The organism is Mesorhizobium sp. KR9-304, from assembly GCF_040049215.1.
GTDB lineage: Bacteria > Pseudomonadota > Alphaproteobacteria > Rhizobiales > Rhizobiaceae > Mesorhizobium_K.
Map to the genome: position 1 here is coordinate 881,033 of NZ_JBDZDN010000001.1, position 17,533 is coordinate 898,565.

21 protein-coding genes are annotated in these 17,533 nt (G+C 64.6%); 16 read left to right on the plus strand and 5 right to left on the minus strand.

Annotation, left to right across the window (positions count from 1 at the left end):
- Positions 1–229: 229 nt before the first annotated feature.
- Positions 230–976: a phosphonate metabolism transcriptional regulator PhnF gene (phnF, locus tag ABLE71_RS04165; RefSeq protein ID WP_348782092.1), complete on the minus strand. Its 747-nt coding sequence runs from the start codon at positions 974–976 to the stop codon at positions 230–232.
- Between the two features lie 94 nt (positions 977–1,070).
- Between phnF and phnG the strand changes: the two genes are divergently transcribed.
- The 13 genes from phnG to yihA all read left to right on the plus strand — a co-directional run bounded on the left by phnG (position 1,071) and on the right by yihA (position 12,749).
- Positions 1,071–1,601: a phosphonate C-P lyase system protein PhnG gene (phnG, locus tag ABLE71_RS04170; protein WP_348782093.1), complete on the plus strand. Its 531-nt coding sequence runs from the start codon at positions 1,071–1,073 to the stop codon at positions 1,599–1,601.
- Complete coding sequence (gene phnH, locus ABLE71_RS04175) at positions 1,601–2,233, plus strand: phosphonate C-P lyase system protein PhnH (protein WP_348782094.1); 633 nt, start codon at positions 1,601–1,603, stop codon at positions 2,231–2,233. The genes phnG and phnH overlap by 1 nt, the downstream gene beginning before the upstream one ends.
- Positions 2,234–2,236: 3 nt before the next feature.
- Entirely contained in the window at positions 2,237–3,343 is a 1,107-nt protein-coding gene (locus ABLE71_RS04180) for a carbon-phosphorus lyase complex subunit PhnI (protein ID WP_348782095.1), read from the plus strand.
- Positions 3,340–4,227 (plus strand): alpha-D-ribose 1-methylphosphonate 5-phosphate C-P-lyase PhnJ, encoded by an 888-nt coding sequence (locus ABLE71_RS04185; RefSeq protein WP_348782096.1) that lies wholly within the window; start codon positions 3,340–3,342, stop codon positions 4,225–4,227. The genes ABLE71_RS04180 and ABLE71_RS04185 overlap by 4 nt, the downstream gene beginning before the upstream one ends.
- The gene (gene phnK / locus ABLE71_RS04190; protein WP_348782097.1) at positions 4,224–5,000 is read left to right on the plus strand and encodes a phosphonate C-P lyase system protein PhnK; all 777 of its coding nucleotides are present in this window, start codon (positions 4,224–4,226) and stop codon (positions 4,998–5,000) included. The genes ABLE71_RS04185 and phnK overlap by 4 nt, the downstream gene beginning before the upstream one ends.
- 2 nt (positions 5,001–5,002) lie before the next feature.
- Positions 5,003–5,710 carry a phosphonate C-P lyase system protein PhnL gene (gene phnL / locus ABLE71_RS04195; RefSeq protein WP_348782098.1) on the plus strand — a complete coding sequence of 236 codons (708 nt, stop codon included), beginning with the start codon at positions 5,003–5,005 and terminating at the stop codon, positions 5,708–5,710.
- Positions 5,707–6,324, plus strand: coding sequence for a DapH/DapD/GlmU-related protein (locus tag ABLE71_RS04200; RefSeq protein WP_348782099.1), 618 nt, complete (start codon positions 5,707–5,709; stop codon positions 6,322–6,324). Before phnL ends, ABLE71_RS04200 begins: the two co-directional genes overlap by 4 nt.
- A 779-nt stretch (positions 6,325–7,103) precedes the next feature.
- Positions 7,104–7,946: a phosphonate ABC transporter ATP-binding protein gene (gene phnC / locus ABLE71_RS04205; protein WP_348782100.1), complete on the plus strand. Its 843-nt coding sequence runs from the start codon at positions 7,104–7,106 to the stop codon at positions 7,944–7,946.
- An 80-nt stretch (positions 7,947–8,026) separates the two neighbouring features.
- A complete protein-coding gene (gene phnD / locus ABLE71_RS04210) occupies positions 8,027–8,938 on the plus strand; it encodes a phosphonate ABC transporter substrate-binding protein (protein WP_348782101.1) in 912 nt (303 codons plus the stop codon).
- 66 nt (positions 8,939–9,004) lie between these two features.
- A complete protein-coding gene (gene phnE, locus ABLE71_RS04215) occupies positions 9,005–9,958 on the plus strand; it encodes a phosphonate ABC transporter, permease protein PhnE (RefSeq protein ID WP_348782102.1) in 954 nt (317 codons plus the stop codon).
- Between the two features lie 2 nt (positions 9,959–9,960).
- The gene (gene phnE, locus ABLE71_RS04220) at positions 9,961–11,340 is read left to right on the plus strand and encodes a phosphonate ABC transporter, permease protein PhnE (protein ID WP_348782103.1); all 1,380 of its coding nucleotides are present in this window, start codon (positions 9,961–9,963) and stop codon (positions 11,338–11,340) included.
- A 102-nt stretch (positions 11,341–11,442) separates the two neighbouring features.
- A complete protein-coding gene (locus tag ABLE71_RS04225; RefSeq protein ID WP_348782104.1) occupies positions 11,443–12,093 on the plus strand; it encodes a CatB-related O-acetyltransferase in 651 nt (216 codons plus the stop codon).
- The gene (gene yihA / locus ABLE71_RS04230) at positions 12,090–12,749 is read left to right on the plus strand and encodes a ribosome biogenesis GTP-binding protein YihA/YsxC (protein ID WP_348782105.1); all 660 of its coding nucleotides are present in this window, start codon (positions 12,090–12,092) and stop codon (positions 12,747–12,749) included. Before ABLE71_RS04225 ends, yihA begins: the two co-directional genes overlap by 4 nt.
- A 134-nt stretch (positions 12,750–12,883) precedes the next feature.
- Here yihA and ABLE71_RS04235 read toward each other — a convergent pair whose 3' ends face one another.
- The 3 genes from ABLE71_RS04235 to ABLE71_RS04245 all read right to left on the minus strand — a co-directional run bounded on the left by ABLE71_RS04235 (position 12,884) and on the right by ABLE71_RS04245 (position 14,907).
- Positions 12,884–13,435 (minus strand): fasciclin domain-containing protein, encoded by a 552-nt coding sequence (locus tag ABLE71_RS04235; RefSeq protein WP_348782106.1) that lies wholly within the window; start codon positions 13,433–13,435, stop codon positions 12,884–12,886.
- A 204-nt stretch (positions 13,436–13,639) separates the two neighbouring features.
- The gene (locus ABLE71_RS04240; protein WP_348782107.1) at positions 13,640–14,371 is read right to left on the minus strand and encodes an anti-sigma factor; all 732 of its coding nucleotides are present in this window, start codon (positions 14,369–14,371) and stop codon (positions 13,640–13,642) included.
- Entirely contained in the window at positions 14,368–14,907 is a 540-nt protein-coding gene (locus ABLE71_RS04245) for a sigma-70 family RNA polymerase sigma factor (RefSeq protein WP_348782108.1), read from the minus strand. The genes ABLE71_RS04240 and ABLE71_RS04245 overlap by 4 nt, the downstream gene beginning before the upstream one ends.
- A 262-nt stretch (positions 14,908–15,169) precedes the next feature.
- On the opposite strand from ABLE71_RS04245, the gene argB reads away from it, so the two are divergent.
- The 3 genes from argB to ABLE71_RS04260 are packed head-to-tail and all read left to right on the plus strand — an operon-like array spanning position 15,170 to position 16,557.
- Positions 15,170–16,066 (plus strand): acetylglutamate kinase, encoded by an 897-nt coding sequence (argB, locus tag ABLE71_RS04250; protein WP_348782109.1) that lies wholly within the window; start codon positions 15,170–15,172, stop codon positions 16,064–16,066.
- Between the two features lie 4 nt (positions 16,067–16,070).
- Positions 16,071–16,322, plus strand: coding sequence for a DUF4160 domain-containing protein (locus tag ABLE71_RS04255; protein ID WP_348782110.1), 252 nt, complete (start codon positions 16,071–16,073; stop codon positions 16,320–16,322).
- Entirely contained in the window at positions 16,297–16,557 is a 261-nt protein-coding gene (locus ABLE71_RS04260; RefSeq protein WP_348782111.1) for a DUF2442 domain-containing protein, read from the plus strand. Before ABLE71_RS04255 ends, ABLE71_RS04260 begins: the two co-directional genes overlap by 26 nt.
- On the opposite strand, the gene ABLE71_RS04265 is transcribed toward ABLE71_RS04260, so the two are convergent.
- Positions 16,554–17,459, minus strand: coding sequence for a DMT family transporter (locus ABLE71_RS04265; RefSeq protein WP_348782112.1), 906 nt, complete (start codon positions 17,457–17,459; stop codon positions 16,554–16,556). The two genes, ABLE71_RS04260 and ABLE71_RS04265, sit on opposite strands and share 4 nt — an antisense overlap.
- Positions 17,460–17,533: the final 74 nt, after the last annotated feature.

Consider the following 17,533-nt stretch of genomic DNA (forward strand, 5'->3'; position numbering starts at 1 on the left):
GATGAAACCAGCCTGGCAGGTCGGCGGGCGGCAAAGCGACGGAAAGGAAGCCCTTGCTCGCTGAAAACGCGCGCGAACGCCGCCTCTTCGCCTCCAGTGAACAAATTCTCGACCAGCAGCGACGGGCATCATCGGCAAGCCGCTGATTCACCGAAGGGTATCTAGATCCGGTTCGGCGGGAACCTTCTTGTTTATTCACGCATGCCCGTGCGGGGGCACAATAATCGCCTCAGCTCACCGACAATTCGACGAGGTCGGCGGCGAAGCGCGTCTCGGAAAACTGCACCGGCGCGCCGTCCGGGCCGACATTGACATAGATTGTAACCAGCACGATCGCGCCAGGCGAAAGACGCAGATCCGCCAGGTCCGCCACGCTTGCATGGCGCGCCGATATCAGCGTTGAGCGGCGGAAATAGTCGGAAATGCCGAAGCTTTTCAAGGCGATGGTGATCGAGCCACTGTCGTTGTAGAGCCCCTCGATGCCGCCGAAGCGCCTGGCGTCGAAATAGATGGTCGCGCGCGAAACCGGCCTTCCGTCGGCTTCTGACAGTGTTTCGAGCCGCGTGACCCCGGCTCCGGGCGCAAGGCCCAGCGCCTCGGCCGTGCGCTGGTCGGCCGCCTCGACCGCGTGGTCGAGCAACACGCCCCGCCGGTCCTTCGCCTGTCCGCGCAAGCCCTCCGAAAACCGCGTCCGCGCGCTGATAGGGTACGCAAGCCTTTGTCTTCGCTCGATAAAAGTCCCCCGGCCCTGTTCGGCCCGCAGCACACCTTCCTGCTCCAGCGCCGCGATCGCCCCCCTGACCGTATGGCGATTCACGCCGAATCGCGCGGCCAGCGCCATCTCCGGCGGCAGGCGGTCGGCGAATTCGCCGGTGCCGATCGCGAATCGAATCTGGTCGGCGATCTGTCGCCAGAGCGCGACGCCGTTGCGCCGCTCCATCGCCGCTTCGGGCGCGGCCGCCTTTTTCGCCTGCATTTTTGCCCCTGTCACGCAGCCGTCATCGACACGCGTTATCAAACGTGTATAATTTGTATGATTGTATAGATCAATAGACAACTTTGGAATGACCATGCCCCGCGAACGAGACATTCCGACCAGTGACCGGACTAGCGACCGCACTGGCGCCCGGCTTGGCGACAACCGGCTTGGCGATCGATCGCGCGACAATGCCCGCAAGGCGGCGATGGCGGCGTTCGCATCGGCCTCGGCCGCCGATCTGCGGCAGCTTAGCGAGGCAGCGGGATTGCCGCTCGATGCCGAAACGCTGCGCGGCCCGGAAACCGGCCTGGTGACGGTGCGCGGCCGGATCGGCGGCGGCGGCGCGCCGTTCAACACCGGCGAGGCGACCGTGACGCGCGCCACAGTGCGCCTGCCCTCCGGACAGGTCGGCCATGCGTATGCGCTCGGCCGGGACAAGGAGAAGGTGCGGCTGGCCGCGATCCTCGACGCCATCTGGTGCGGCGAAGAAACGCGCGAAACCGTGCAGGAGAAAGTGGTCGCGCCGCTCGTCAGGATGGCCGCTGAGGCCGACGCAAGGCGGCGCGGCGAAACGGCTGCGACAAGGGTCGATTTCTTCACCATGGTGCGCGGAGAGGACTGATGCCTGTATCCGAAAAGACCGCCGACCGGCTCGCGCAGCACATCACGGGCGGCTTCGCCCATCCCGTCTTTGACGCGCAGGCGATCTTCCGCGCCGTCATGGACGCCATGGCGCGGCCCGGCACGGTCCAGCCGGTCAAGCTGCTCGCGCAGCCGCCGCAGCCGCTCTCGCCGGTCGCCGCCGCGATAGCGCTGACGCTCTGCGACCACGACACGCCGCTCTGGCTCGATCCGGCGCTGCGGCAGACGCAGGCTGTCGCAAGCTGGCTCGGTTTCCACACCGGCGCGCCGCTCGCCGGCACGCCGGCCGACGCGCATTTTGCCCTTGTCGGCGATCCGGCCGCCCTGATCGCGCTCGAAAATTTCGCGCAAGGCACGCAGGAATATCCCGACCGCTCGACCACGCTGATCCTGCAGGTCGTGAGCCTCTCGTCGGGCGAGAACCTGCTGCTCGAAGGCCCCGGCATCGAGCGCACCGCGCTGACGGCGCCTTCTCCCCTGCCGCGTCATTTCGTCGAGCAGTGGAAGCAGAACCGGGCGCGTTTCCCGCGCGGCGTCGATCTCATCCTGGCAGCACCCGAGGGAATCGCATGCCTGCCGCGCACGACGCGCATCCGCCTGAGCGAGGGCTGACCGATGTATGTTGCCGTCAAGGGCGGTGAAGCCGCCATCCGCAACGCCCACCGGCTGCTCGCAGACCGCAGGCGCGGCGACCGCACTGTGCCGGCGCTGAGGCTCGACCAGATCGTCGAGCAGCTTGGCCTCGGCGTCGACCGCGTGATGAGCGAGGGTTCGCTCTACGACAAGGAACTCGCCGCGCTCGCCATTGTGCAGGCGCGCGGCGACCTCATCGAGGCGATCTTCCTGGTGCGCGCCTATCGCACCACCCTGCCGCGCTTCGGCTATACGCGGCCGGTCGACACGGCCGCGATGCTCGCCGAGCGACGCGTGTCGGCGACTTACAAGGACTTGCCCGGCGGGCAGATGCTCGGGCCGACCTTCGACTACACCCACCGGCTGCTCGATCCGGAAATCGCCACCGGGGCGGAAGTCGCGGAGCCGGAGCAGCGGGAAGCGGACGCCGAGCCGATGCCCCGCGTGTCCGACATACTCGCCGGCGAGGACCTGATCGAGCCGGACGGCGCGCTGCCTGCCGGCCATGTCACCGGCGACATCACGCGCGAGCCGCTGGAATTCCCGCTTGCACGCGACACGCGGCTGCAGGCGCTTTCGCGCGGCGACGAAGGTTTTCTGCTGGCGCTCGCCTATTCGACGCAGCGAGGCTATGCCCGCAGCCATCCATTTGTCGGCGAAATCCGCATCGGTGAGGTCGAGCTCGAACTCGACGTGCCGGAGTTGGATTTTCCCGTCACGCTCGGCCGCATCCGCGTCACCGAATGCCAGATGGTCAACCAGTTCCACGGCTCGGCCAAGGTGCCGCCGCAATTCACCCGCGGCTACGGGCTGGTGTTCGGCCAGAGCGAGCGCAAGGCGATGGCGATGACGCTTTGCGACCGGGCACTGCGCGCAAGCGAATTCGGCGAGGACATCACGGCCGCTGCACAGGACGAGGAGTTCGTCATCTCGCATTCCGACAATGTGCAGGCGACAGGCTTCGTCGAGCATCTGAAGCTGCCGCATTATGTCGACTTCCAGGCCGAACTCGACCTCGTGCGCCGCATGCGCGCCGAACATGACGCGAAATCCGCGCCGGACGAATTGCGCAAGGAGGCCGCGGAATGAACGCGCCCGAGCCGAATATCGCCACCTACAACTTCGCCTATCTGGACGAGCAGACCAAGCGGATGATCCGCCGCGCGATCCTGAAAGGTATCGCGATCCCCGGCTACCAGGTGCCGTTTGCCAGCCGCGAAATGCCGATGCCCTATGGCTGGGGCACCGGTGGGGTGCAGGTGACGGCCTCGATCATCGGGCCGGACGATGTGCTCAAGGTCATCGACCAGGGCGCCGACGACACCACCAACGCCGTGTCGATCCGCGCCTTCTTCGTCAAGGTGGCGAATGTCGCGGTGACGACCGAAACCGCCAAGGCGACCATCATCCAGACGCGCCACCGCATCCCGGAACTGCCGCTGACGGCAGGCCAGACGCTGGTCTATCAGGTGCCTATCCCCGAGCCGCTGCGTTTCCTCGAGCCGCGCGAGACCGAAACGCGAAAAATGCATGCGCTCGAGGAATACGGACTGATGCACGTGAAACTCTATGAGGACATCGCCAGGCACGGCCACATCGCGACGACCTACGCCTATCCGGTGAAGGTCGAAGGACGCTACGTGATGGATCCGTCGCCGACGCCGAAGTTCGACAATCCGAAGATGCACATGTCGCCGGCGTTGCAGCTGTTCGGCGCCGGCCGCGAGAAGCGCATCTACGCGATCCCGCCCTTCACCGAGGTGGTGAGCCTCGACTTCGAGGATCATCCGTTCGAGGTGCAGAAGTTCGACAAGCCCTGTGCGCTCTGCGGCGCCGAACAGGTCTATCTCGACGAGGTGATCCTCGACGACCGTGGAGGACGCATGTTCGTGTGCTCGGATACCGATCATTGCGAGACCAGGCGGGCTGAGGGGCATCGTGGGCACATCGCGCCGAAGGAGGCTGCGGAATGAGCGACGAACCACTGCTGCGCGTTTCCTCGCTGTCGAAATTCTACGGATCGCGGATCGGCTGCGAGAATGTCTCGTTCGAGCTGTGGCCGGGCGAAGTGCTGGCGGTCGTGGGGGAATCCGGCTCGGGCAAGACGACGCTCTTGAACTGCATCTCGACGCGGCTGACGCCGACCTCGGGCTCGGTGTCCTACCGCATGCGCGACGGCACCTTCCGCGACCTCTACCGCATGAGCGAGGCGGAGCGCCGCTTCCTGATGCGCACCGACTGGGGGTTCGTGCACCAGAACCCCGCCGACGGCCTGCGCATGACGGTTTCGGCCGGCGCCAATGTCGGCGAGCGCCTGATGGCTGTCGGCGACCGGCATTACGGCAAGATCCGCGAGACGGCGGTCGACTGGCTGGCGCGCGTGGAAATCGGCGAGGACCGCGTCGACGACGAGCCCCGCGCCTTCTCCGGCGGCATGCGCCAGCGCTTGCAAATCGCGCGCAATCTCGTCACCGGTCCCAGGCTCGTCTTCATGGACGAGCCGACCGGCGGGCTCGATGTCTCGGTGCAGGCGCGCCTGCTCGACCTGCTGCGCGGGCTGGTCAATGATCTCGGGCTTGCGGCTGTCGTCGTCACCCACGACCTCGCCGTCGCCCGGCTTCTGTCCCACCGCATGATGGTGATGAAGGACGGCCACGTCGTCGAGACGGGCCTGACCGACCGCGTGCTGGACGACCCGCGCGCGCCGTACACGCAGCTTCTCGTTTCGTCCATTCTGCAGGTCTGATCATGGCTACGCCCGTCGTCGTTTCGGAAGTCTCCAAGAGCTTCACCATGCATTTGCGCGACGGCATCCGCCTGCCCGTCGTGGACGGCGTGTCATTCGCCCTCAAATCGGGCGAGTGCGCCGTGCTCGGCGGTCCGTCGGGCGCCGGAAAGAGCTCGGTCCTGAAGATGCTCTACGGCAATTATGCCGTCGATGCAGGCCAGATCATCGTCGAACATCGCGGTCAGCTGATCGACCTCGCCACGGCCAGCCCGCGCACGGTGCTCGCGATACGGCGCGACACGATCGGATATGTCAGCCAGTTCCTGCGCACCGTGCCGCGCGTCTCGGCACTCGACGTGGTGGCGGAGCCGCTGGTTTCACTGGGCGAAAGCCGCGAGACCGCACGGGATCTCGCCCGCGCGTTGCTTGCCCGCCTCAACCTGCCTGAAAAGCTATGGGCCCTGCCGCCGGCGACCTTCTCCGGCGGCGAGCAGCAGCGCGTCAACATAGCGCGCGGCTTCATCACGCCGCATCCGGTGCTGCTGCTCGACGAGCCGACTGCCTCGCTCGACGCCAGGAATCGCGAAGTGGTCGTCGAGATGATATCGGGCAAGAAACGCGAGGGCGTGGCGCTGCTCGGCATCTTCCATGACGCGGACGTGCGCGAGGCAGTCGCCGACCGCGTCATCGACGTCACGCAATTCGCCGCACGGAAGGCCGCAGCATGAGCTCGAAGCTCTCGGAAACGCCGCTGGTCCACGAGACGGCGGAGGTCGAGAACTCGACGCTCGGCCGCTGGACGGAGATAGCCGAGCGCTGCCGCGTGTCGGAATCCGTGCTTGGCGACTACTCCTACATGATGCAGGATTGCGCGATCTGGTGCGCCGACATCGGCAAGTTTTCCAACATCGCGGCTTCCGTGCGCCTCAACGCGACGAATCATCCGGTCGACCGACCGACGCTCCACCATTTCACCTATCGCGCCTCGGACTATTTCGACGATGCCGAGCACGAGCAGGATTTTTTCGCGCAGCGTCGCGCGAAGCGCGTGCGCATCGGTCATGACACCTGGCTCGGCCACGGCTCGACCGTGCTGCCGGGCATCACCATCGGCGACGGTGCGGCGGTCGGCGCGGGCGCGGTGGTGACGAAGGACGTGGCGCCCTACACGATCGTCGCCGGCGTGCCGGCAAAACCGATCCGCGAACGCTTCGATCGCAAGACCGCCGAGCGCTACCAGGCGCTTGCCTGGTGGAATTGGGATCATGCACGGCTGCGTTCGGCGCTCGACGATTTTCGCTACCTCTCGGCCGAAGCGTTTTTGGAAAAGCATGGGGGATAGGCCTTCCTTCGCCCCGGCTGCGACGGTGCGGGAATATCGGCACAGCGATGTCGCATCCAAATCCCGCTCACCGTCTCGGTCCTTCGGACCTCGCCACCTCTCCCCCACTTTCGTGGGGGCGAGGAGATAGGCGCACTTCATCGTCACCACGCCTGCTTTCGCATCTGGCTTTTGCAGGTCCTTGTTGCCCATGACTCGCGACCCGACTCAGGCTTCGCCGGTCGGGCGTCTTGGGTAAGTGGGAAGCGGGGCACGGGGCCGAGCCTCTCAATTGTTTAGTACGTGGCCGGTTTCCCGCGCCCCGCCGGCGTTCTTGCCCTACCTGGAGGAGACGCAGCGAATTGTTTCACCGCGCGACCTCGGTCAGGGCCTGGTCCTCAGGGCTCATCACCCAGCGGCACACCGTCTTGCCGCCGAACCAGCGCCGTCCCCTCCACGCTCATCCGGTTCATGACCCGTGTTCCCGCGAGGGCGATGGGGGAAGTATGGCCTAGGATGGAACTGCGTGGAGAAACCGTCGCGAATTATTTTCGAGACCGCACGAAATCAATGGCTTGGCGGGAATGTATATCCACGCGGCAGGGGCAGTTGGCGCGCACCCTCTCGGGCCTGCTGCGGTGACCAAATCTCCACCGCTCCGCGGAAGCCGGAGAAGGCGGCCCCTCCAGCCCTGTGCACTGTCACAAAACTGCAATCACTGCGACATGCCTCGTTCATGGCGGTGGTTTAGGCGGTTGGCGCAGTGGGCGGCGAAAGCCGCGTTGGACAGGGAAGCCGCCATGCTGCAGATACGCGACGTGACGCGCCGTTTTGGCAGGAACACAGCCGTCGACCGGGTCGCTCTCGAAATCCCCGAGGGACAGATGGTCGGCATCATCGGCCGCTCCGGCGCCGGCAAATCCACTCTCCTTCGCATGATCAACCGTCTGATAGATCCCTCCCAGGGGTCTATTTTTTTTGACCAGACGGAAGTCTCGGCACTCGCCGGTTCCGCCCTTCGCCGCTGGCAGCGCGACTGCGCCATGATCTTCCAGCAGTTCAATCTGGTGCCGAGGCTGGACGTGCTCACGAACGTGCTGCTCGGCCGGCTGAACCACCGCTCGACCGCGCTCAACCTGCTCGGCATGTTTTCGCGCGAAGAGCGCGCAGCGGCGATCGCCTCGCTGGAGCGGCTCGGCATCGCGCAGGCCGCACTCCAGCCCGCTGGCACGCTGTCCGGCGGCCAGCAGCAACGCGTGGCGATTGCCCGCGCGCTGATGCAGCAGCCGAAGGTGATCCTCGCCGACGAGCCGATCGCCTCGCTCGATCCGATGAACGCCAAGGTGGTTATGGATTCGCTGCAGGACATCAATCTGCGCGACGGCATCACCGTCATCACCAACCTGCACACGCTCGACACCGCCCGCGCCTACTGCAACCGCATCATCGGCATGGCCGCAGGCAAGGTCGTCTTCGACGGCGCGCCGGAAGAGCTGACGCGCGAAACGGTGCGCATGATCTATGGCGCGGAAGCCGACGGCGAAGAGATTTCCGAGGCCATCACTTCGACCAGCATAGGCGTCACCAGGCCGCGCAAATACGAGCCTGCGATGCAGTTGCAGGCCGCGCTCGCCGCTCACTGAGCGGCCGCGAACCGCCGCATCTTATTCCCGATCACCAAGCGTCCGGCGCGTAAAGCCGGGTTACAACAGGAGAGACGAAAATGTTCAGGAAAGCACTCTACGGAGCCGTCGCGCTCACCACCATCATGATCGGCGCAGCACAGGCCGAAGACCTCAAGGAATTCCGCATCGGCATCCTTGGCGGCGAGAACGAATCCGACCGCCTGCGCAGCTTCCAGTGCCTGGTCGACAAGCTGCCTTCGGTGCTCGGCGTCGAGAAGGTGTCGCTGTTCCCGGCGGCCGACTATGACGGCACCATCCAGGGCCTGCTCGGCGGCACGCTCGACTATGCTGAGCTCGGCGCTTCGGGCTACGCCAAGATCTATCTCGAGAACAAGGACGCAGTCGAGCCGATCCTGACCACGGTCCAGACCGACGGCTCGACCGGCTATTATTCGATCATGGTCGCCAAGGCCGACTCCGGCATCAAGACGCTGGCCGACGCCAAGGGCAAGAAACTCGGTTTCGCCGATCCGGACTCGACCTCGGGTTATCTGGTTCCTGTCACCGCGCTTCCGAAGGATCTGAACGGCACCGCCGTGAAGGAATATTTCGCCGAGACCGGCTTTGGCGGTGGGCACGAAAACCTCGTGCTTGAAGTGCTGAAGGGCACGTTCGATGTTGGCACGACCTGGGGCTCGGGCGTCGGCGAGTGGAAGAACGGCTACACCTCCGGCAACCTCGCCAAGATGGTGCAGAAGGGCATCCTCGACATGGACGACATCGTCGAAGTGTGGAAGTCGCCGCTGATCCCGAACGGTCCGATCGTCGTGCGCTCGTCCATGGACGCCGACATGAAAACGAAGTTCAAGGAATTCATGATCGGCCTGCCGAAGTCCGACGCCGCCTGCTTCTCTTCCATCCAGGGCGGCGACTTCACCAGCTACACCGAAGTGACGCCGGAATTCTACCAGCCTATCATCGACGCCCGTAAGGCGCAGATCGGCTCGTAAGCCAATCAGGCAACCGGACGCGCCGCGGACTTCCCCCCGCGGCGCGTTTGTTTGACCGGCAACGCGATGAGCGCAACCGCCTCCGATACGGCACTCTCCGTCGAGCGGCACTGGCAGGAGCTTGCCAGCCGCCGCCGGCTCTACACGATCGGCGGGCTGGCCTTCATGCTCGTCGCCATAGCCGGCTCGCTGTGGTTCGCCAACGATAGCAACGCAGGGAAATTCTGGGACCGCTTGCCGCATCTTTTCGACTTCGTCGGCCAGTTGCTGCCGCGCGACGGCTGGGAAGTCTGGCGCGCGCTGTTCGACCTGGCCTCGCCCTATGACGACGGCAGTCTGAAATACAATTACCCCGAAGGGCGCATGTACATAACGCAGTCGCTCTACGTTCCCGAATATTTCTACAAGATGCTCGAGACGCTCAACATCGCGCTGGTCTCCACCCTCGTCGGATTCGGGCTCGGCTTCTGCCTGTGTTTTCTCGCGGCGTCGAACGTGACGACGCAGCGCTGGCTGCGCTTCTTCGTGCGCCGCTTCATGGAAATCCTGCGCGCCTTCCCGGAGATCGTGATCGCAGGCTTCTTCCTCGCCGTGCTTTCGCTCGGCGCGATACCTGCGATCCTTGCAGTGGGCATCCACACGGTCGGCGCGCTCGGCAAGATGTTTTTCGAGGTCGTGGAGAACGCCGACATGCGGCCGGAAGAAGGCCTGCGCGCGGCCGGCGCCAACTGGCCGGAACGGGTCTGGTTCGGCATCGTGCCGCAGGTGATGCCGAACTTCCTGAGCTATGCACTGCTGAGGCTCGAGATCAACGTGCGGGCATCGACAATCATCGGCGCGGTCGGCGGCGGCGGCATCGGCGAGGTGCTGCGGCTTTCGATCAGCCAGACCCATGAGGCGAAGACGCTGGCGATCGTGCTGCTGTTATTCCTGACCATCATCGCCGTCGACCAACTGTCCGCCTGGCTGCGCCGCAAGCTGGTCGGCGAGCAGGCCTTCGCCTTCGGCCGGGGAGACTGACGATGGCAGCGCTGTCGACAACGACGCTGTCCCAGGCCGATATCGCGGCAATCGCCGACCGGCATCCCGCGGTTTTCGCCGGCTCGCGGCGCAAGCAGCTGACACGCTGGCTGATCGGTCTCAGTATCGTCGCCTATCTCTGCTTCGCCTGGTGGTTCTTCGCCATCGGCACGGTGCTCGCGAACGGCAATTGGGGCATCGCCGGCATCTACCTCGCCGACTGGGTGTCCTACGAAACGCGGCCCAATATCGATTTCACCGACGGCGGCCTGCATGTCCAGTATCCACGCTACTCTGCCTATAACGAGAACCGCCAGCCCGCTTGGGTCGAGTTGCAGGACATCCGCTCGCCGGGCGTCGCAGGACGGGTATCGATGACCATCGGCGACGGAACCGTCGAGATCTTGCCCGGGCGAGTGACGGCGCGGCGCGGAACCGAGACGGTGGTGATTGCCGTGTCGCCCGATAGGACTGTCACGGCGGAAGGGCCGCTGCCCTCATGGGCGATACCGGAGCCGGCCGGCGACGCGATCATGCTGCGCTTCGGCTTTTCCGGCAGCGTCGAGATCGAGGGCGACGAGGTCAAGGTCAGGCAGCGCTTCTGGGGCTGGGAGAATTTCGTCTTCGATCCCAACTCGCCCTTCTGGGGAAAACCCTTCGGCGAGGTGATGTCGCTGATTTTCTCCGGCGAGCGCATCAAGCCCGAGATGTCCAACGCAGCGCTCGCCTGGGACAACATCCTCAACAACGCCGAGTGGCAGCATGGCGACGTCTGGCTGAAACTCGGCCAGACCATCGTCATGGCCTTCGTCGGAACGGTGTTCGCCAGCCTGCTCGCCTTCCCGCTCGCCTTCGCCGCGGCGCGCAACATCACAAGGAGCCGCGTCGTCAACCAGGTGCTGAAACGCTTTTTCGATTTCCAGCGCTCCGTCGACATGCTGATCTGGGCGCTGTTCTTTACCCGCGCCTTCGGACCGGGACCGCTTGCCGGCATATCCGCGATCTTCTTCACCGATACCGGCACGTTCGGGAAGCTCTATTCGGAAGCGCTGGAGAATATCGACGACCGCCAGCGCGAAGGCATCCGGTCGGTGGGCGCCGCGCCGGTACTGGTGCAGCGCTACGGCGTGCTGCCGCAGGTGCTGCCGCTCTTTATCTCGCAGTCGCTCTATTTCTGGGAATCGAACACGCGTTCTGCGACGATCATCGGCGCGGTCGGCGCCGGCGGCATCGGTCTCAAGCTGTGGGAGGCGATGCGCACCAACTCGGACTGGGAGAACGTCGCCTATATGGTTCTGCTGATCCTGGTCGTGGTGTTCGTTTTCGATAATATCTCGAACGCGCTGCGCAAACGGCTGGTCAATTCGCAGGCTGCTCACTAGGCCTTCGAGGTAGCCGCCGGCTTACAAATATCGGCCGCCAATGCTTCCTGCCGGCGTTTCGGGCGCTATAGTTCCGTCAAAACGACAGGACGGAGGAGCGCCATGCATGGACCCAACAACGGACCGAACCCCGGGATCAAGCATCCGATCCCGATGCACAGCAGAGTAGGCTTCCTGAAATCCCTGGTGACGGCCGACAACATCGAGGTGGGCGATTTCACCTATTACGACGACCCGGACGGGCCGGACCTCTTCCAGACGAAATGCGTGCTGCATCACTACCCGTTCATCGGCGACAAGCTGATCATCGGCAAGTTCTGCGCCATTGCGGAAGGGGCGCGCTTCATCATGAACGGCGCCAACCACGCGATGTCGGGCTTCTCGACCTATCCGTTCAACATATTCGGCCATGGCTGGGAGGAAGGTTTCGACCCCGAGACCTGGCATCGCGAGCTGCGCGGCGACACGGTTGTCGGCAATGACGTCTGGATCGGCATGGAAGCCCTCATCCTGCCCGGCGTGCAGATCGGCGACGGCGCCATCGCTGCGGCCAAGGCGGTGGTGACGCATGACGTGCCGCCTTATGCGATCGTGGCCGGAAACCCGGCCAAGATGGTCAAAAGGCGCTTCGACCAGCGCACCATCGACCGGCTGCTCGCCGTAGCCTGGTGGGACTGGCCGGTTGACAAGATCGGCCGCAACCTCAATGCCATACGCGGCGCCGACATCGCGGCGCTGGAGGCAGCGGCTTGAGCGAAAAGAAATACGGAACAGTGGGCGTCGAGATCTTCGCGTCGCCCTGGGTGTTTATCCGCGGCGTGCCGGCGATGCAGTTCCTGCCGCCCGAGGGCCCGCCCGAGATCGCATTCGCCGGCCGTTCCAATGTCGGCAAGTCGTCGCTGATCAACGCGCTGGTCGGACGGAACGGTCTTGCGCGGACGTCGAACACGCCCGGCCGCACGCAGGAACTCAACTATTTCGTGCCCGATGGCTATTCGGGTGAGGCCGGCGACCTGCCGCCGATGGCGCTGGTCGACATGCCCGGCTACGGCTACGCCACCGCGCCCAAGGAGAAGGTCGACCAATGGACGAAGCTCGTCTTCGACTATCTGCAGGGGCGCGTGACGCTGAAGCGCGTGTATGTTCTGATCGACTCACGCCACGGCATCAAGAAGAACGACGATGAGATCTTCACGCTGCTCGACAAGGCGGCTGTGTCCTACCAGATCGTGCTGACCAAGACGGACAAGATCAAGGCGGCCGGCGTGCCGAAACTGATCGAGGAGACGCTTGCGAAGACCAAGAAGCGCCCGGCTGCCTTTCCCGGCGTGATCGCGACATCGTCGGAAAAGAACGAAGGTCTGGAGGAACTGCGCGCCGCGATCGTGCTGGCCGTCAACGGCGGATGATCGCATCGGTGTTGTGAGCGGTGCTCCGGCGCAGATAGAAACGCCCCGCTCATGTCCGGGTGGACCGAGCGGAGCGTGACCTAGATGGCGCCCGGCCCGGGGGCCGAACGCGACGTTGCCTGAGCGGCTCGGTACTACATCTTCGGCAGCAGCACCTTGTCGATCACGTGGATGACGCCGTTCGACTGCTCGACATTGGCGATGGTGACGTTGGCGACGTTGCCGTTCTCGTCGGTCAGCATGACCTTGTTGCCCTCATATTGGGCGGTCCAGGTGCAGCCGCCGACAGTCTTGACCGGATGCTCGCCCTCGTCGTCGTCGACCATCTTCTTGATGTCGGCGGCCATCGCTTTCGCGCCGACGACATGGCAGGTCAGGATCTTGGTCAGCTGATCCTTGTTCTCGGGCTTCAGCAGCGTCTCGACGGTGCCGGCCGGCAGCGCGGCGAAGGCCGCGTTGGTCGGCGCGAAGACGGTGAAGGGTCCGGGACCGGAGAGCGTCTCGACGAGGCCGGCGGCCTGCACCGCGGCCACGAGCGTCGAGTGATCCTTCGAGTTGACGGCGTTCTCGACGATGTTCTTGTCGGCATACATGGCGGCGCCGCCGACCATCGGGTTCTCGGCATAGGCGGCGCCGGCAGCCAGTGCGATCGTTCCGGCCAGCAGGGCAGTGGTAAATGTGCGCATGATTTCCTCACTCCTCGGGAAAGTTTGACCTTCTTGGAAGGCAGGGGGAGTTACGGGATGCGCGGCCGGTAGTTTCGGGCTGGCGGTCACATATGTTTTATGATGCCGCTGAAACTTTTTGGGATGCCGGTTCGTATGACCGCGCCCGAAACCATCTCCGAAACGATCACGGCCGGATGACGTCGCATCGCCGAAATTTGTCGGTCAGATGGCCTTCAGGTCACCGGCAGCGACGATGGGGCCGGTCGCCTGCCCGGTCGGCGAACCGCCCGGCGGCTCGAGCGTAATGGCGAACACGGCCCCGGATACGATCTTCGCCGCCAGGTCATCCGCGACGGGCAGCATGGCGCGAGATCCCGGGGGAATGACGCCAAGCGAGGTTGCGACCTGCCGATCGTCGATCACCCAAAGTTCGAAGTCCCGGCCCGGTGCAAGCGGACCCGACACATGCGAAAGGCCGATGTCGTGCGTGCTGGCGTCGTAGACGGCCAGATAGCGGACATCGCTGCCATCGGCGGCGAGTGAGGCGACCAGCCGTTCCGGCGGGACCTCGACGCTTGGATTTAGGACAGGCAACGCGATGTACAGCGCCAGTGCCGCAAGCGCGGCCACGGCAAGACTGCGCCAGAGGGCGAGGCTGGAAAGCAAGCTCGCGGATCGGGTGGCGGGCCTTGTTGCGGGCGTGGTTCCGCTGCTGAACAGCCGGCGGTCGACCGCAGCCTTGACGCCGGCCGGCACATCGCCTGCCGCGTAGCCAGCAGCCAGAGGCGAAAAATAGACCTCCCAACGGTCTACTAGACGCGCAAAGGCCTGTTCCGCCTCGATGCGTTGCGCCGCGATTTGCCTTTCTTGCGCAGGCAGGACACCCAGAACGTATTCGGCGGCGACCAGATTGTCGCCTCCGCCTTCCGGTCCCATGTCGTCCGCGACGTTCATCGCTCGAGGCAGTCCTTCAACTTCATCAGGCTGCGCCGCAGCCAGGTCCTCATCGTGTTCAGCGGCACCCCGAAGCGCTGCGAAAGCTCGGTGTAGCTGTCACCGTTCAGATAGGCCCCGCGTACGGCATCGGCCCGATCCTTCTCCAGTTCCTCAAGGCAGTTCTGGATCCGCATGCCTTCGTTGCCTGCCACCGCCATCGCCTCGGGTCCGGGCGACGGATCGGAGACACCGAGCGCGGCATCGATGTCGGCGGAAGCGGGCCGCCGCGCGCGGATGACGTCGATCGCGTGATTGCGAGCAATCGCCACAAGCCAGGAAATCGGACTCAAATCCGACACGGCAAAACGATCGGCCTTCGTCCATATCTTGACGAAGACCTCCTGAAGCGCCTCCTCGGCTTCCCCCCTGTCCCTCAAGACACGCAGGCAGACGCCGAAAAGTTTCGAGCTGGTCTCGCGATAGAGCAAGTCGAAGGCGGCTCGATCCTTCATCGAGACTCGCACGATCAGCTTGGTGATGTCCTGCGGCGTCATTCGCGGGCACACTATGTCGCGGGCGGACACTTGGGAAGTGGCTCGCGACCGACGGCGAGTGCGAAAAGACGGCGCGTCCATGCGCGCCGAACCATTTGCCCGCGCTGGCGTTTCCCGCTAGATCGTTTCACCGCTTCATGGAAGCGGTGAAACGATCTAGCTTTTGTTTTTTATCGCAATTCCGGACGGAAAACCGGTTTCCACTTTGCCTGGAATTGCTCTAAGACGCCGCCACCGTTTCCCAGCCCGCCCGAGGACCCAGATGACGCCGGATATCGCCGCCACCGCAGAGATGCAGGCCGCCCTGCTGTCGAGAGCGCTGCCCTACATGCAGCGCTACGAGAACAAGACGGTGGTGGTGAAGTATGGCGGCCACGCCATGGGCGACGCAGCACTCGGCCAGGCCTTCGCGCGCGACATCGCGCTGCTCAAGCAATCGGGCGTCAATCCGATCGTCGTGCATGGCGGCGGCCCGCAGATCGGCGCCATGCTGACCAAGATGGGCATCGAGTCCAGGTTCGAGGGTGGCCTGCGCGTCACCGACCAGAAAACGGTCGAGATCGTGGAGATGGTGCTCGCCGGCTCGATCAACAAGGAGATCGTCGCGCTGATCAACGCCGAGGGCGAATGGGCGATCGGGCTCTGCGGCAAGGACGGCAACATGGTGTTCGCCGAAAAGGCGCACAAGACATTCAAGGATCCGGATTCCAACATCGAGCGCGTGCTCGACCTCGGCTTCGTCGGCGAGCCGGTAGAGGTCGACCGTACGCTGCTCGACCTGCTCGCGCGCTCCGAGATGATCCCCGTGCTGGCGCCGGTGGCACCGGGCCGCGACGGCCACACCTACAACATCAATGCCGACACGTTCGCGGGCGCCATCGCCGGGGCTGTGCAGGCCACGCGCCTGCTGTTCCTCACCGACGTGCCCGGTGTGCTCGACAAGGACAAGAAGCTGATCGACGAGCTGACGGTCGGCCAGGCCAAGGCGCTGATCGCCGACGGCACCATCTCGGGCGGCATGATCCCCAAGGTCGAGACCTGCATCGAGGCGATCGAACGCGGCGTCGAGGGCGTCGTCATCCTGAACGGCAAGACGGCGCATGCGGTGCTGCTGGAGCTGTTCACCGAACACGGCGCCGGCACGCTGATCGTGCCGTGAGCCGATGCCGGTCGTCTTCCGACATAGAGGGTTCCGGTTTCTCTTCTACGCAAACGAAGGTGATCCGCGCGAGCCGGTGCATATTCACGCCGTGAAGGACGGCATCGATGCAAAATTCTGGCTTTGGCCGGAGGTAAGCGTAGTCTACAATGACGGCTTCAACGCAAAGACGTTGCGCGAGTTGGTCGAAGTGATCGGCAATCGGCGCAACGAGATAGCGAGAGCATGGAATGGGTTCTTTGGTGAGGGCGACTAGCGTCCGCTTCGACAAGGATAGTTTCTGGGTCGAACTTTCGGACGGCCGCACGTTGGGGGTGCCACTTGCCTGGTTCCCAAGGCTGCTGCGCGCCTCGCCGGCCCAGCGCAAGCGCGTGAAGATCAGCACGCGCGGTCTCCACTGGGAAGATATCGACGAGGACATTCTTGTTGAGGGGCTGCTTGCCGGCCGTGGCGACCAGACGCGACAGAACTCCGCCGAGCACGCAGCTTAGCCGATAGCCAGCAGCACCAGGATGCCGCCGACGATCAGCGCGCAGCCGGCGATCTCCAGCCGGTTGATCTTCTCCTTGAAGAAGAACACCGTGGCGGCGAAGGTGAACAGCATCTCGATCTGGGCGAGCGACTTCACCACCGCGGCCTGCTGCAGCGTCATGGCCGTGAACCAGCCGAAAGACGCCGACGCGCCGACGAAGCCGGTAAACAGCGACGGCTTCCAGGCTTTCGCGATGCGGCCTATCTCGGCGCGGTCCTTCCAGATCATCCAGGCGAGCATGACCGCCGTCTGGAAGGTGATGACGACGGCCAGCGTCACCGCCGCCTGCATCAGGAAATTCGGACCGCCGAGCGCCAGGGACGCGGCGCGGTAGGCGACCGCCGAAATGCCGAAGGCAGTGCCCGAAGCGAGCCCGATCAGCGCATTTCGGCTGAAGGTCGAACTGAGCATGGAGCGCAGGCTGACGGCGACATGAGCGACCGAGATCAGCATGACGCCGAAGACGCTGATGGCGATGGCGGCGACGGCGCCCAGGCTCGCCCTCTCGCCGAGGAACAGCAGCGCAAACAGCGCCGCCTGCGCCGGCTCGGTGCGCGAATAGGCGGTGCCCACGGCGAAGTTGCGGAACGAGAACAGATGGATGAGCAGGAAGGTCGCGGCGATCTGGCCGAGCGCGCCGAGCAACGCCCAGCCGAAGAAGGCCGCGTTGAGAGCCGGCAGGCCGTATCCCGCGAACCAGTGCAGCACCGCCACGAAGGCCAGCGCGAACGGAAAGCCGAAACCGAAACGCACGAAGGTCGCCCCGGTCGTGCCCATCACAGCCTTCAGATGCTTCTGCGCCGCCGAGCGCAGGTTCTGCAGAAAGGCGGCGGCGATGGTGATCGGGATCCAGAGTTCCATGCGTAGACCTTCTATGCGCAGGGAGCGTTCTTGGCACGAACCTCTACGCGCGCCACCGTTGGACCAACCGGCCA

Coding starts and splice junctions, on each gene's coding strand:
- phnF (WP_348782092.1), bottom strand. CDS start 976: ATGCAGGCGAAAAAGGCGGCCGCGCCCGAAGCGGCGATGGAGCGGCGC.
- phnG (WP_348782093.1), top strand. CDS start 1,071: ATGCCCCGCGAACGAGACATTCCGACCAGTGACCGGACTAGCGACCGC.
- phnH (WP_348782094.1), top strand. CDS start 1,601: ATGCCTGTATCCGAAAAGACCGCCGACCGGCTCGCGCAGCACATCACG.
- ABLE71_RS04180 (WP_348782095.1), top strand. CDS start 2,237: ATGTATGTTGCCGTCAAGGGCGGTGAAGCCGCCATCCGCAACGCCCAC.
- ABLE71_RS04185 (WP_348782096.1), top strand. CDS start 3,340: ATGAACGCGCCCGAGCCGAATATCGCCACCTACAACTTCGCCTATCTG.
- phnK (WP_348782097.1), top strand. CDS start 4,224: ATGAGCGACGAACCACTGCTGCGCGTTTCCTCGCTGTCGAAATTCTAC.
- phnL (WP_348782098.1), top strand. CDS start 5,003: ATGGCTACGCCCGTCGTCGTTTCGGAAGTCTCCAAGAGCTTCACCATG.
- ABLE71_RS04200 (WP_348782099.1), top strand. CDS start 5,707: ATGAGCTCGAAGCTCTCGGAAACGCCGCTGGTCCACGAGACGGCGGAG.
- phnC (WP_348782100.1), top strand. CDS start 7,104: ATGCTGCAGATACGCGACGTGACGCGCCGTTTTGGCAGGAACACAGCC.
- phnD (WP_348782101.1), top strand. CDS start 8,027: ATGTTCAGGAAAGCACTCTACGGAGCCGTCGCGCTCACCACCATCATG.
- phnE (WP_348782102.1), top strand. CDS start 9,005: ATGAGCGCAACCGCCTCCGATACGGCACTCTCCGTCGAGCGGCACTGG.
- phnE (WP_348782103.1), top strand. CDS start 9,961: ATGGCAGCGCTGTCGACAACGACGCTGTCCCAGGCCGATATCGCGGCA.
- ABLE71_RS04225 (WP_348782104.1), top strand. CDS start 11,443: ATGCATGGACCCAACAACGGACCGAACCCCGGGATCAAGCATCCGATC.
- ABLE71_RS04235 (WP_348782106.1), bottom strand. CDS start 13,435: ATGCGCACATTTACCACTGCCCTGCTGGCCGGAACGATCGCACTGGCT.
- ABLE71_RS04240 (WP_348782107.1), bottom strand. CDS start 14,371: ATGAACGTCGCGGACGACATGGGACCGGAAGGCGGAGGCGACAATCTG.
- ABLE71_RS04245 (WP_348782108.1), bottom strand. CDS start 14,907: ATGACGCCGCAGGACATCACCAAGCTGATCGTGCGAGTCTCGATGAAG.
- argB (WP_348782109.1), top strand. CDS start 15,170: ATGACGCCGGATATCGCCGCCACCGCAGAGATGCAGGCCGCCCTGCTG.
- ABLE71_RS04255 (WP_348782110.1), top strand. CDS start 16,071: ATGCCGGTCGTCTTCCGACATAGAGGGTTCCGGTTTCTCTTCTACGCA.
- ABLE71_RS04260 (WP_348782111.1), top strand. CDS start 16,297: ATGGGTTCTTTGGTGAGGGCGACTAGCGTCCGCTTCGACAAGGATAGT.
- ABLE71_RS04265 (WP_348782112.1), bottom strand. CDS start 17,459: ATGGAACTCTGGATCCCGATCACCATCGCCGCCGCCTTTCTGCAGAAC.